General features: G+C 69.9%; 13 protein-coding genes. 8 read left to right on the top strand and 5 right to left on the bottom strand.

Features of this window, described 5'->3' with window-relative positions:
* The first annotated feature begins 73 nt into the window (after nucleotides 1-73).
* From DXT68_RS06415 to DXT68_RS06395, 5 genes are read left to right on the top strand one after another with little or no spacing between them, the layout of a single operon-like run.
* Complete coding sequence (locus DXT68_RS06415) at nucleotides 74-1,597, top strand: ABC transporter substrate-binding protein (protein WP_045255414.1); 1,524 nt, start codon at nucleotides 74-76, stop codon at nucleotides 1,595-1,597.
* Between the two features lie 13 nt (nucleotides 1,598-1,610).
* Complete coding sequence (locus tag DXT68_RS06410; protein ID WP_045255415.1) at nucleotides 1,611-2,558, top strand: ABC transporter permease; 948 nt, start codon at nucleotides 1,611-1,613, stop codon at nucleotides 2,556-2,558.
* Nucleotides 2,558-3,424, top strand: coding sequence for an ABC transporter permease (locus DXT68_RS06405; protein WP_045255416.1), 867 nt, complete (start codon nucleotides 2,558-2,560; stop codon nucleotides 3,422-3,424). Before DXT68_RS06410 ends, DXT68_RS06405 begins: the two co-directional genes overlap by 1 nt.
* Complete coding sequence (locus tag DXT68_RS06400) at nucleotides 3,421-4,212, top strand: ATP-binding cassette domain-containing protein (RefSeq protein WP_045255417.1); 792 nt, start codon at nucleotides 3,421-3,423, stop codon at nucleotides 4,210-4,212. The genes DXT68_RS06405 and DXT68_RS06400 overlap by 4 nt, the downstream gene beginning before the upstream one ends.
* Nucleotides 4,209-5,003: an ABC transporter ATP-binding protein gene (locus DXT68_RS06395; RefSeq protein ID WP_082069050.1), complete on the top strand. Its 795-nt coding sequence runs from the start codon at nucleotides 4,209-4,211 to the stop codon at nucleotides 5,001-5,003. The genes DXT68_RS06400 and DXT68_RS06395 overlap by 4 nt, the downstream gene beginning before the upstream one ends.
* A gap of 9 nt (nucleotides 5,004-5,012) precedes the next feature.
* Here the strand turns inward: DXT68_RS06395 and DXT68_RS06390 are convergent, their stop codons facing one another.
* From DXT68_RS06390 to DXT68_RS06375, 4 genes are read right to left on the bottom strand one after another with little or no spacing between them, the layout of a single operon-like run.
* Nucleotides 5,013-5,630: a GNAT family N-acetyltransferase gene (locus DXT68_RS06390; protein WP_045255418.1), complete on the bottom strand. Its 618-nt coding sequence runs from the start codon at nucleotides 5,628-5,630 to the stop codon at nucleotides 5,013-5,015.
* A gap of 4 nt (nucleotides 5,631-5,634) precedes the next feature.
* Complete coding sequence (locus DXT68_RS06385; RefSeq protein ID WP_045255419.1) at nucleotides 5,635-6,345, bottom strand: uracil-DNA glycosylase; 711 nt, start codon at nucleotides 6,343-6,345, stop codon at nucleotides 5,635-5,637.
* 16 nt (nucleotides 6,346-6,361) lie between these two features.
* Nucleotides 6,362-7,144: an SDR family oxidoreductase gene (locus tag DXT68_RS06380; protein WP_045255420.1), complete on the bottom strand. Its 783-nt coding sequence runs from the start codon at nucleotides 7,142-7,144 to the stop codon at nucleotides 6,362-6,364.
* Nucleotides 7,145-7,200: 56 nt separating this feature from the next.
* Nucleotides 7,201-8,091, bottom strand: a complete 891-nt coding sequence (locus DXT68_RS06375; RefSeq protein WP_244918558.1) for a DMT family transporter — start codon at nucleotides 8,089-8,091, stop codon at nucleotides 7,201-7,203.
* 63 nt (nucleotides 8,092-8,154) lie between these two features.
* On the opposite strand from DXT68_RS06375, the gene DXT68_RS06370 reads away from it, so the two are divergent.
* From DXT68_RS06370 to metX, 3 genes are all read left to right on the top strand, one after another.
* Entirely contained in the window at nucleotides 8,155-8,754 is a 600-nt protein-coding gene (locus DXT68_RS06370) for a TetR/AcrR family transcriptional regulator (protein ID WP_045255421.1), read from the top strand.
* Nucleotides 8,755-8,856: 102 nt separating this feature from the next.
* Nucleotides 8,857-10,179: a bifunctional o-acetylhomoserine/o-acetylserine sulfhydrylase gene (locus DXT68_RS06365; RefSeq protein ID WP_045255680.1), complete on the top strand. Its 1,323-nt coding sequence runs from the start codon at nucleotides 8,857-8,859 to the stop codon at nucleotides 10,177-10,179.
* A gap of 165 nt (nucleotides 10,180-10,344) precedes the next feature.
* Nucleotides 10,345-11,553 carry a homoserine O-acetyltransferase MetX gene (gene metX, locus DXT68_RS06360; protein ID WP_045255422.1) on the top strand — a complete coding sequence of 403 codons (1,209 nt, stop codon included), beginning with the start codon at nucleotides 10,345-10,347 and terminating at the stop codon, nucleotides 11,551-11,553.
* Here the strand turns inward: metX and DXT68_RS06355 are convergent.
* Nucleotides 11,550-12,158: an NUDIX hydrolase gene (locus tag DXT68_RS06355; RefSeq protein ID WP_045255423.1), complete on the bottom strand. Its 609-nt coding sequence runs from the start codon at nucleotides 12,156-12,158 to the stop codon at nucleotides 11,550-11,552. The genes metX and DXT68_RS06355 overlap by 4 nt on opposite strands.
* Nucleotides 12,159-12,184: the final 26 nt, after the last annotated feature.

Genomic DNA, 12,184 nt, shown 5'->3' with positions numbered 1-12,184 from the left:
CACACCCGCCCGACACATCCCTAGGCTCGATCCATCGGCACACAGCACATGCCGCACCGAGAGGAAACACCCCATGTTCCGACGAACGCGACGACTCGCGCTGATCTCCGCGATCGCGGCGAGCGCCATCGTCCTCTCCGCCTGCGCGGGCGGGGGCACCGAACCCGAGCCCACCGCCCCCATCGGCGAGCCCGACCCTGACGCGACCCTGCAGGTGGGGCTCGTGCTGGAACCGACGAACCTCGACATCCGCCACACCAGCGGGGCGGCGCTCGAGCAGATCCTGATCGACAACATCTACGAGGGCCTCGTCAGCCGGTCGCAGGACAATGAGATCGAACCACGCCTCGCGTCGGACTACGAGGTGTCGGAGGACGGCCTGACCTATACGTTCACGCTCAACGACGGCATCGCCTTCCACAGCGGCGCCGCCCTCACCTCGGCCGACGTGGTGGCCTCGTACGAGGCCGTGCGCACCGACGCCACCCTGCAGGGCAACGCCGAGTTCGCCTCGGTCGCCTCGATCACCGCGCCCGACCCGACCACTGTGCAGATCGTGCTCAGCGCGCCGAACCAGAACTTCCTCTTCTCCCTCACCGGGCCCGCCGGGCTCGTCTTCCAGACCGGTGACACCACCGATCTCAAGACCGCCGAGAACGGCACCGGACCTTTCACGCTGACCCGGTGGAGCAAGGGCAGCGCCATCACGTTCGCCCGCAACGAGGCGTACTGGGGTGAGCCGGCCGGTGTCGCCGAGGTCGAGTTCCAGTACATCCCCGACTTCACCGCCGGCGTGAACACCGCCCTCGACGGTGGCGTGCAGGTGCTCACCGCGGTGGATCCGAACCTCGCCCCGCAGCTGGAGGACTCCGGCGACTTCACCCTGACCACCGGCCGCACCACCGACAAGGCGACGCTGGCGTTCAACAACGCGAAGGCCCCCCTCGACGACGTCAGGGTGCGCGAGGCGCTCCGTCTCGCGATCGACCACGACGCTCTCGTCGCGGCCGTCGGCGCGGGATCCACGCTCTATGGTCCGATCCCCGAGCTCGACCCCGGCTATGAAGACCTCTCCGACGTCGTGTCCTATGACCCGGAGAAGGCAAAGGAGCTGCTGGCGGAGGCAGGACAGGAAGACCTGGAACTCACCCTCACGATCCCGAGCTTCTACGGCACCACCGTGCCGAAGGTCCTGATCTCCGACTTCCAGAAGGTCGGCGTGACCCTCGACGTCGACTCCGTGGAGTTCCCGACGTGGCTCGAGGACGTCTACACCAACCGCGACTTCGACCTCAGCTTCGTGCTGCACGTCGAGCCGCGCGACTTCGGGAACTTCGCGAACCCCGACTACTACTTCGGCTATGACAACGCCGAGGTGCAGAGTCTCTATGCCGAGGCGCTCGCCGAGGTCGATCCCGACGCGTCCGCAGACCTCCTGGCGAAGGCGGCCCGCATCGTCTCGGAGGACCATGCGGCCGACTGGCTGTACAACGGCGCGACCATCACGGCCGTGAGCCCGCAGGTCACCGGCTTCCCGAAGGACTCGATCAACTCCCGCATCAACCTGGCCGGCGTGACCGTGGCCGCCGAGAAGTGACGACGCACACCCCGTGATCCGCTACGCGCTCGTCCGAGGAGCCCTGCTCATCGCAGGGCTCCTCGTGTCGAGTGCCGTGATCTTCCTGACGCTGCGTGTGCTGCCCGGTGACGTCGCACAGCTCATCGCCGGCACCCAGGCCTCGCCCGCGGAGGTCCAGGCGCTCCGTGAATCGCTCGGCCTCGACCGCCCGCTCCCCGTGCAGTACGCCGAGTGGATCGGCGGACTGTTCCGCGGCGATCTGGGCACATCGCTGCTCTCGGGGGCGTCGGTCGGCGAGGAGCTGCTGCTGAAGTCGCAGGTCACGGTGCCGCTCGGCATCATGGCCCTCCTCATCGCCGTGCTCATCGCCGTGCCGTTCGGCATCCTCGCGGCGCTGCGGCGCAACGCGCGCGGAGGCACCGCGCTCAGCGTGGGCGCACAGGCCCTCGCCGCCGTCCCGGTCGTGTGGGCGGGGATGATGCTGATCGTGGTCTTCTCGGTGTGGCTGGGCTGGCTCCCCCCGCAGGGGTTCCCGCGCACCGGCTGGAGCACCCCGGGCAAGGCGATCGAGTCACTGCTGCTCCCCGCCCTCACCATCGGCATCGTGGAGGGGGCCATGCTGATGCGCTTCGTCCGCAGCGCCACGCTGCAGGCCGCGGGGCAGGACTTCGTCCGCACCGCCGCCGCCAAAGGACTCACGCGCACCCGCGCCCTGATCTCGCACGGCATCCCCGCGGTCGGCCTGTCGATCATCACGGTCCTCGGGCTGCAGATCGCCGGGATCATCGTCGGCTCGGTGGTGATCGAGCAGCTGTTCACCCTGCCGGGGATCGGGCGGATGCTCGTGGCCGACGTCGGCACCCGCGACCTCGTCAAGGTGCAGAGCGAGCTTCTCGTGCTCACCGGATTCGTGCTGGTCGTCGGGTTCGTCGTCGATCTGGCGCATCGGGCGATCGACCCGCGACAGAGGGAGGCCTGATGCCCGGCTGGCTGCCACGGCTGCTGCGCACCGCCACAGGGCGGTTCGGACTGATCGTCATCGCGCTCGTCGCTCTCACCGCGCTCGTCTCACTGCTGTGGACGCCGTTCGACCCGCAGACGTCCGACATCGGCGCGCGCTGGTCGGTGCCGAGCTGGCCGCATCTGCTGGGCACCGACGACACCGGCCGTGACATCCTGAGCCTGCTCATGGCGGGAGCCCGCACGACGGTCTTCGTGAGCGTCGGCGCCGGGATCATCGCGACCCTCGTCGGCATCGCACTCGCCGCTCTCGGCGCGCTGACCGCCCGGTGGCTCCGCGAGACGGTCGCGGTGCTCGTCGACATCCTCATCGCGTTCCCCGTCCTGCTGATCGCGATGATGATCTCGTCGGTGTGGGGCGGGTCGCTGTGGGTCGTGATCTGGGCGGTCGGCATCGGATTCGGCGTGAACATCGCCCGCGTGACCCGCCCCGAGCTCCGCCGTGTGCAGCAGAGCGACTTCGTCCTCGCCGCCCGGGCCTCCGGTCTGACGCCGGCACAGAGCCTGCTCCGGCACCTGCTGCCCAACGTCGCCCCGGTGTTCATCGTGCAGCTCTCATGGTCGATGGCGGTCGCCGTGCTCGCCGAGGCCGGGTTGTCGTACCTGGGATTCGGCGCTGCGGTCACCGACCCGAGCTGGGGTCTTCTTCTGTCCGATCTGCAGCGCTACATCGGCGTGCACCCGCTCTCGGTCATCTGGCCGGGCCTCGCCATCACCATCACCGTGCTCGCCCTCAACCTGCTCGGGGACGCCCTGCGCGAGGCGACCGACCCGACGCTGCGTCACCGCGCGGCCGAGATCCACACCCCGGCGGTGGTCGCATGAGTCTCATCGTGGAGGACCTGGTCATCCGCATCGACGGTCGCCCCGTCGTCGACGGCATCTCGTTCGAGGTGCCGGACGGCGCCCGTCTCGGTCTCATCGGAGAGTCCGGGTCGGGCAAGTCGCTCACCGCGCTCGCCGTGCTCGGCCTGCTCCCCGACGGCGCGGCGGCGAGTGGCAGCATCCGCTGGAACGGCACCGAGCTGATCGGCATGCCCGATCGGGAACTCGCGCGACTGCGCGGTGACGAGATCGGCATCGTGTTCCAGGAGCCCCGCACGGCGCTGAACCCGATCCGCACGGTGGGCAGGCAGATCGCCGAGTCGATACGCATCCACGAGGGCATCGGCCGCCGCGATGCCCGTGATCGTGCGATCCAGGAGGCGGCGCGGGTGCGTCTGCCCGATCCCGAGGGGATCGTCGACCGCTACCCGCATCAGCTCTCGGGCGGCCAACGACAGCGCGTGGCGATCGCGATGGCACTCGCCTGCCGCCCGCACCTGCTCATCGCCGACGAGCCGACCACGGCTCTCGACGTCACCATCCAGGCAGAGATCCTCGCCCTGCTGCTGGGTCTCACCGAGGAGCAGGGCATGTCGCTGGTGTTCATCACCCACGACCTCGCGGTGCTCGCGCAGGTCGCCACGCACGGAGTCGTGCTCGAAGACGGAGACGTCGTCGAGACGGCCCCGGTGCGCACCCTCCTGAGCGCGCCCGCGTCGAGCGTGACGAAGGGGCTGCTGCGCGATGCCACGGCGACCCTCTGGCGGCCCGACGGAGGCACGCGATGAGCCTGATCGAGGCGCGAGGACTGCAGCGCGAGTATGCGGACCCCCGGCGCTCGACCTTCGCGCGGGCTCGCACGCAGACCGCCCTCGCCGCCACCGATCTCGACGTCGTCGAGGGGTCCTCCGTCGGCATCATCGGAGAGTCCGGATCGGGCAAGTCCACCCTCGTGCGTCTGCTGCTCGGACTCGACCGTCCGACGGCGGGCACCGTGCGGGTCGACGGCAGGACGGTGGATGCCACGGCATCCGCCCGTTCTCTGCACTGGCTGCGCCGCCAGACCGGACTCGTGTTCCAGGATCCGTACGCCTCGCTCGATCCTCGGATGACGGCCGCGCAGATCATCCGCGAACCGCTGTGGGCTCTCGGGATCGACGGCGACCACCGTGCCCGTGTCGGCGAGGTGCTCGAGCAGGTCGGTCTCGAGCCGGAGATGGGCGACCGCTACCCGCACGAGTTCTCGGGCGGACAGCGGCAGCGCATCGCCCTGGCCAGGGCGATCGTGCATCGACCCCGAGTCCTCGTCGGCGACGAACCCCTCTCGGCTCTCGACGTCACCGTGCGGGCGCAGATCCTCGAACTGCTGATCGAGCTGCGGCGCACCACAGATCTGACCCTCGTACTCGTCTCGCACGACATCGGAGTGGTGCAGAACCTCTGCGACACCGTCGTGGTGATGAAGGACGGGAGCATCGTCGAACGCGGTACCACGGGCGATGTCCTCCTGCGCCCGCAGCAGGACTATACGAGGACTCTGCTCGCGGCCATCCCGGTCATCCCGGTCGCCGGGGACTGATCGCGGGCGTCACCGCGCCGAGATCGCTCCGAAGAGTCGACGACGACGACTCGGACGCAGCGCGCGGCGCATGTAGACCGTGCCGAGGTCTCGGCCGAACTTGTGACCGACACGGCCCATCCGGCCCGCCTCGACGAAGCCGAGCTTCGCATGGAGCCTGATCGACGCCTCGGCCTTCGTGTCGCTGATCACGGCGACCATCTCGCGGATGCCGAGATGCTCGCAGGCATCGATGAGAGCCTGCAGCAGAGCGGCGCCGAGACCCTTGCCCCCGGCACCGGGCCCCAGGTAGATCGAGTCCTCGACCGTGTAGCGGTAGGCGTTCTTGCCCGCCCACGGCTGGGCGAGCGCGTAGCCGATCACGACGCCGGCCGGCGACACCGCCACCAGGAACGGCAGTCCGAGCTTGCTCAGCAGGGCGAACTTCTCGCGCCAGTAGGGGATGCTGCTGCGTCGCTCGTCGAGGGTGACCACCGAGTTGCTCACGAAATGGTTGTAGATCTCGCGCACATACGGGAGGTCGCCGGCCCTGGCGGGACGGATCGAGAAGGAGAACACGTCGGGAGCCGGCTGGGGGCGCAGATGGCGCGGCAGCACGCGGCGACGGTCCCCGGGCTCGAACTGCATGGGATCAGCTTAGGCGCGGCGCCCGGTCGATGCGCCAGTCCACGGGGGCCGCTCCGAAGGACTCGAGCAGGTCGTTGGCCCGCGAGAACGGACGCGAGCCGAAGAACCCGCGGCGGGCGGAGAGCGGTGACGGGTGGGCGGAGGCGATGACCGGGGTGTCGCCCAGGATCGGCTGCAGCTGAGCGGCGTCCTTTCCCCACAGGATCGCGACGAGAGGGCGGTCTCGAGCGACGAGCGCGCGGATCGCGAGCTCGGTCACCTGTTCCCATCCCCACCGACGATGCGACCCCGCCTCCCCCGGTCGCACGGTGAGCACCCTGTTCAGCAGCAGCACGCCCTGGTCGCTCCACGCCGTGAGGTCGCCGTGCGGCGCGGGCGGGATGCCCAGATCGCTCTCGAGTTCGCGGTAGATGTTGCCGAGGCTGCGCGGCAGCGGGCGCACGTCGCGATCGACGGCGAAGGACAGGCCGATCGGATGCCCGGGGGTCGGGTAGGGATCCTGGCCGGTGATGAGCACCCGCACGTCGGCGAGGGGCCGTTGGAACGCCCGCAGCACCTGGTCACCCGCCGGGAGATAGCCACGACCCGCGGCCTGTTCCTCGCGCAGCCGATGCCCGATGGCCGTGATGGTCTCCTGAGCGGGTGCGAGCGCATCGGCCCACCCCGGATCGATCAGACCGTCGGCGGCCAGTTCAGCGAGAGTGCGGCTCGGCATCGCTCAGTCCAGTCGCTCAGCCGACGGGACGCACGCGCAGCGGTCCGCGCGCGAGCAGATGGTTCGCGGACTGCGCCACGGGCCGCATGGTGATGAGATCGAGGTTCACGTGCCCCGGCGCGTCGAGCGCGTAGGCGATGACGTCGGCGACGTCCTCGGCGCGCAGCGGCGCCTCGACGTCGGCGTACACGGATTCGGCGGCGACGGCGTCTCCGCCGAGACGATTGAGGGTGAACTCCTCGGTGTGCACCATGCCGGGCGCGACCTCGGCCACCCGGATCGGCTCGCCGTTGAGCTCGAGTCGCAGCGCATGCACGAGCATCGCCTGGGCGGCCTTCGCCGCGTTGTACCCGCCGCCTCCGGCGTACGCCACCTGCGCGGCGGTGGAGGTGACGAAGAGCGTGTCCGCGTGACCGTCCGCCGCGGCGGCCCGACGCAGCAGCGGCAGCAGGCCAGCCACCAGACGCTGACTCGAGAGCACGTTCGCGTCGTACATCCACTGCCAGTCGTCCGTCGACGCGTTCTCCACGCGATCCGTGCCTCTGGCTCCTCCGGCCACCTGCACGAGCGCGTGCACGGGCCCCGAGGCCTCGAGCTCGTCGACGAGGGCCGCGACGGCATCGGGGTTCGTCAGATCGCATGCGATCGCCGATGCCCCGGTCTCCGCGGCGAGCGCCGCCAGGCGGTCCTCACGGCGCGCGACGCCGACCACTCCCCACCCACGGGCGCGCAGCGCGCGCACCGTCGCCTGTCCGATACCCGAGCTCGCACCGGTCACCACTGCACGCCTGTTCGCCATGCTCTCCACCGTACGATGTTCCGCCCGGATTCCCGGGTGCGTCCCAGCACGCCGTGTCACTCCGCTCGCGCATCCTCTCGTCTCGAGCGGGCATCCCCGACCAGGACGAGCGCGACTCCGGCCGCGCACAGTGCGAAACCGCCCACGGTGACCGGGGTCATCGGCTCACCCAGGAGCACGCTCCCCGCGAGCGAGGTCGTCGGGGCGATCAGGAAGAGCAGCGCCTGCAGCGCGGTGATCCCGATTCGTCGCAGCAGCCACCAGTAGAGGCCGTAGGCGGCGAGCGTCGGGAACACGGCGGTCAGGGCGACGGCGATCCGGAAGGGCCAGGATGCCGGCGGGACGAGCGATCCCGTCACCGCCGCGAGCACGAGCAGCAGCACCGCGGTCACCGACACGTGCACCGTGAGGGTGACGAGCACTCCGGTGCGCACGGTCGTCCTGCGCTGCAGCAGCGTGCCGATGATCAGGGCGACCATCGCCAGCGCGGGGAACGCGTACGCCCAGGGTGGTGCTCCCGTGTCGCCGAGCTGCGAGCGCACGACCAGAAGCACCCCGACAGCACCGATCCCCAGGCCGATCCATTGGGCTCCCCGCACTCGCAGGCCCAGCACCGGACCGACGAGCACCGCCACGACGAGGGGCTGGATCGCGTCGATCAGCGCGACGGTGCCGGTGGCGACCCCGGCTGCGACCGCCGCGTAGACGGCGAGACAGTATCCGAACTGCGCGAACACGCCGATCGCGGACTGCACGCGCACCTCGCGGGCGGGAATGCCCTCGCCCGCCCCCGTCAGATGCACGAGCACGAGGAGCGTCGCCGCCAGAGGGACGAAACGCCAGACCAGGAGTGTCAACGGCGAGACATCGACCGTGGCGAACGCCGGGATGATGAACCCCGAGCTCCAGGTCACCACGAAGACCGCGGATGACGTGACGGTCACCATCGAACCAAGTATACCGATCTGTCTACTCATGCTCTCGACTATACAGACTGGTATATTCAAGGCATGACACAGCCGGTCCCGGACCTCGCCCCGCTGACCCCCGGTGGACGCCGGGTGCTCGACGCCGCATCGCGGCTCTTCTACGAGCGGGGCATCCACGCCGTCGGCGTCGACACGATCGCGGAGGCGGCCGGCGTCACCAAGAAGACCCTCTACGACCGGTTCGGGTCCAAGGAGGCCCTCGTGGTCTCGTACCTGCAGCACCGCGACGCCCGATGGCGCGCGCATGTCGCGGCACAGCTCGAGCGGGTTCCCGAGCCCGGACCCGCGCGGATCCTCTCGATCTTCGATGCGGCGATCTCATGGTCCGACGAGAACAGCCCGAAGGGGTGCAGTGCGATCAACGCCCGTGCCGAGCTCGGCGACGGCGCCGACGGCCACCCCGTGTTCCCCGAGGTGTCGCGCCAGAAGGTGTGGCTGCTCGATCTGTTCGAGGAGCTGTGCACGTCCGGCGGGATCCGCGATCCTCACGCGATGGCGCAGGCGATGATGCTGCTCTACGAGGGGGCCATCGTCACGGTGGGGATGGCGACCTTCGCCGAGCCGTTCCGCATCGCCCGCACCTGGGCGGACGCGCTGCTCGCGCAGGACCGGACGAGTTGATTACGCCGCATGTCCCGACGACTGTCGGCGACTGACGATCTTCCGTACGCTCACAGCAACGGCATCAGCCGAACCGATTTCCAACAGTTCCAGGGGGAACACATGTCCGCACCCGAGACCTGGCGTTTCGAGACCAAGCAGATCCACTCCGGCGCTGCTCCCGACCCCGTGACCAAGGCCAGGGCCACGCCGATCTACCAGACCACGTCGTACGTGTTCGACAGCGCCGACCACGCGGCGAACCTGTTCGCCCTGGCCGAGTTCGGGAACATCTACACCCGCATCCAGAACCCCACGCAGGACGTGCTCGAGCAGCGCCTCGCCGCACTGGAGGGGGGCACCGGCGCCCTCGTCCTCGCCAGCGGCCAGGCGGCGTCGACGTTCGCGGTGCTCAACATCGCTCAGGCGGGCGACCACATCGTGTCGTCCAGCTCGATCTACGGCGGCACCTACAACCTCTTCAAGTACACGCTCGCGAAGCTGGGCATCGAGGTCACGTTCGTCGAGAACCAGGACGACCCCGAGGAATGGCGCCGCGCCGTCCGCCCGAACACCAAGCTGTTCTTCGCGGAGACCATCGGCAACCCGCAGATCAACATCCTCGACATCCGCACCGTCGCCGACGTCGCGCACGAGGGCGGCGTGCCGCTGATCGTCGACAACACGATCGCCACCCCGTACCTCATCCGCCCGTTCGAGCACGGCGCCGACATCGTGGTGCACTCCGTGACCAAGTTCCTCGGTGGCCACGGCACGACCATCGGCGGCGCCATCATCGACGGCGGCACGTTCGAGTGGTCCCAGAACGTCGAACGATTCCCGGGTCTCACCGAGCCCGATCCCTCGTACCACGGCGCCAGCTACACCGCCGCGGTCGGCGACCCGCTCGCGTACATCATCAAGGCCCGCGTGCAGCTTCTCCGCGACCTCGGCTCGGCGATCGCCCCGCAGAGCGCCTGGAACCTCATCCAGGGCATCGAGACGCTCTCGCTGCGCATCGAGCGCCACGTGCAGAACGCCCAGGAGATCGCCGAGTGGCTCGACGGCCGCGACGACGTCGCCTCGGTGAACTACTCGGGTCTGCCCTCCTCGCCCTGGTACGCCAAGGCCAACCAGTACGCCCCCAAGGGTGTCGGAGCGGTGCTGTCGTTCGAGCTCAAGGGCGGCGTGGAGGCCGGTCGCGAGTTCGTGAACAGCCTGTCGCTCTTCAGCCACCTCGCCAACATCGGCGACGTGCGCTCACTGGTGATCCACCCGGCATCGACCACGCACGCCCAGCTCACCCCCGAGCAGCAGCTCACGGCGGGCGTCACGCCCGGGCTCGTGCGTCTGTCCGTCGGCATCGAGAACATCGACGACCTCAAGGCAGACCTCGACGAGGCCCTCGCCGCCGCGCGCCGCGTGTCGGAGGCTGCACGCGCCTGATCCGACGAGCGCACGACGGATGCCCCGGGCCTCGGTCCGGGGCATCCGTCGTCTCCACACCCCGCCGCGTGACCGTCGCGACCGTGACCGCGCCCGCGCCCGCGACGACGCTCCCGACACCGTAACGTTCGTCGCCTCGTCCGCGCGCCGGGCGAGAATGGACACATGGACTGGCAGACGACCTCTGAAGACACGGTGCCCTCGGCGCCCGTGAGCGAGGCCGACGTGCGCCTGCTGCGTGCGCGCCCCCCGGCGACCGGCGCCTGGCGCGACGGCGACCCCGTCGGCGGTCGTCGTTTCGCCTCGTTCGGCTCCTTCCCGACCGAGAGCGGAGCAGAGCTCCCCGCCATCCGACTCGCTTTCGAGAGCTGGGGGGAACTCAACGCGGCGCGCGACAACGCGATCCTCGTGCTGCACGCCCTCACCGGAGACAGCCACGTGCGCGGCGACGCGGGTGCGGGTCACCCCACCGCGGGCTGGTGGGAGAGCGTCACCGGTCCCGGTGCCCCTCTCGACACCGACCGCTGGTTCGTGATCGCCCCGAACATGCTCGGCGGATGCCAGGGATCGACCGGTCCCGCGAGCATCGCGCCGTCGGGGTACGAGTGGGCGTCACGCTTCCCGTATCTGACCATCCGCGATCAGGTCGACGCACAGGTCCGACTCGCCGATGCCCTGGGGATCGACTCGTGGGCGGCGGTGGTCGGCGGATCGATGGGAGGCATGCACGCTCTGGAATGGGCGGTCACGCACCCCGAGCGGGTCGAGCGGCTCGCGGTGCTCTCCTCCCCGCCGGCGACCACCGCCGATCAGATCGCACTCAACACCGTGCAGCTCGAGACGATCCGGATGGATCCGCGGTTCCAGGCAGGCGAGTACTACGACCTGGCCGACGGCGACGGCCCGCATCGCGGCCTTGCACTGGCACGTCGCATGGCGCTTCTGAACTACCGCAGCCCGATCGAGCTCAACCAGCGCTTCCAGCGCTCCTGGCAGTCGGGGGTGTCGCCGCTCGGCCACGGAGGGCGCTTCGCCGTGGAGTCGTACCTCGACTTCCACGGCAACAAGTTCACCCGCCGTTTCGACGCGAACAGCTACATCACGCTCGTCGAGGCGATGAACTCCCACGATGTCGGACGCGACCGCGGGGGCGTCGAGGAGGCGCTGCGAGGCGTGACCGCCACCACGCTCGTGCTCGGGATCGACAGCGACCGCCTCTTCCCGGTCGAGGGACAGCATCGCATCGCGCGCAGCATCCGCCGCACCCTCGACGGCGACGAGGCGGTCGTGCTGACCAGCGACTTCGGACACGACGGCTTCCTCATCGAGACGAATGCCGTCGGCGCGCACCTGCGCCGTCTGCTCGCGACCTAGCCGACCACGAGGTTCCAGGGCAGCGATCCGGTCTCCAGCCGCAGCCCGTCCCACTCGAACACGGTGCCCGCCGGTGTCTCCTGGACGCTCGTGGTGAAGCTCCGCGCGGTGCCGGCCGCGGCGAGCGCCGCGTCGACGCTGCGCACCCCGCAGAGACCGTGCAGTGTCATCCAGGTGGGCGGGACGAGCGTCCACTCCCCCGCCGCATGCCGCGACAGGGCGTCCTCGGGACTGATCCACAGCGCGTCGACGACCTCGTCGGCCGAGAGCTCGAGCGCGGCCTCAGGCGCCCTGGCCAGGAAGAACCAGGTGCGTATGCGCACGGGGGCCTGCACCGGCGGCTGCCACAGCGACAGGACGACCGGACCTGCGATGACGAGGCCGACCTCCTCCCGCGTCTCGCGCACGGCCGCTCGTCGCGCACCGTCCTGCTCGTCCTCGGCGTCGCGGCGATCGTCTCTCTCCACCTTGCCTCCGGGAAAGACCCATGCACCGGCGAACGATCCGCGATCGGGTCGCCGCATCAGCAGAACTTCGATGCCGCCGGTCGCCGGGCGCAGCAGCACGGCCGTGCCGGCGACGGGGATGTCATCGAGCTCGCTCACGCGCTCACTCTACGGGGCCGACCGCC

This window comes from Microbacterium foliorum (genome assembly GCF_003367705.1).
Lineage (GTDB): Bacteria > Actinomycetota > Actinomycetes > Actinomycetales > Microbacteriaceae > Microbacterium > Microbacterium foliorum.
Note: the sequence above shows the minus strand (reverse complement) of the source record. Positions and strands in the feature narration are given on the sequence as shown.

Excerpts from the sequence above, each read along its gene's own strand:
- DXT68_RS06385 (WP_045255419.1), bottom strand. The coding sequence starts at position 6,345 with ATGCCGAGCCGCACTCTCGCTGAACTGGCCGCCGACGGTCTGATCGAT.
- metX (WP_045255422.1), top strand. The coding sequence starts at position 10,345 with ATGGACTGGCAGACGACCTCTGAAGACACGGTGCCCTCGGCGCCCGTG.
- DXT68_RS06370 (WP_045255421.1), top strand. The coding sequence starts at position 8,155 with ATGACACAGCCGGTCCCGGACCTCGCCCCGCTGACCCCCGGTGGACGC.
- DXT68_RS06380 (WP_045255420.1), bottom strand. The coding sequence starts at position 7,144 with ATGGCGAACAGGCGTGCAGTGGTGACCGGTGCGAGCTCGGGTATCGGA.
- DXT68_RS06395 (WP_082069050.1), top strand. The coding sequence starts at position 4,209 with ATGAGCCTGATCGAGGCGCGAGGACTGCAGCGCGAGTATGCGGACCCC.
- DXT68_RS06415 (WP_045255414.1), top strand. The coding sequence starts at position 74 with ATGTTCCGACGAACGCGACGACTCGCGCTGATCTCCGCGATCGCGGCG.
- DXT68_RS06375 (WP_244918558.1), bottom strand. The coding sequence starts at position 8,091 with ATGGTGACCGTCACGTCATCCGCGGTCTTCGTGGTGACCTGGAGCTCG.
- DXT68_RS06365 (WP_045255680.1), top strand. The coding sequence starts at position 8,857 with ATGTCCGCACCCGAGACCTGGCGTTTCGAGACCAAGCAGATCCACTCC.
- DXT68_RS06405 (WP_045255416.1), top strand. The coding sequence starts at position 2,558 with ATGCCCGGCTGGCTGCCACGGCTGCTGCGCACCGCCACAGGGCGGTTC.
- DXT68_RS06400 (WP_045255417.1), top strand. The coding sequence starts at position 3,421 with ATGAGTCTCATCGTGGAGGACCTGGTCATCCGCATCGACGGTCGCCCC.
- DXT68_RS06390 (WP_045255418.1), bottom strand. The coding sequence starts at position 5,630 with ATGCAGTTCGAGCCCGGGGACCGTCGCCGCGTGCTGCCGCGCCATCTG.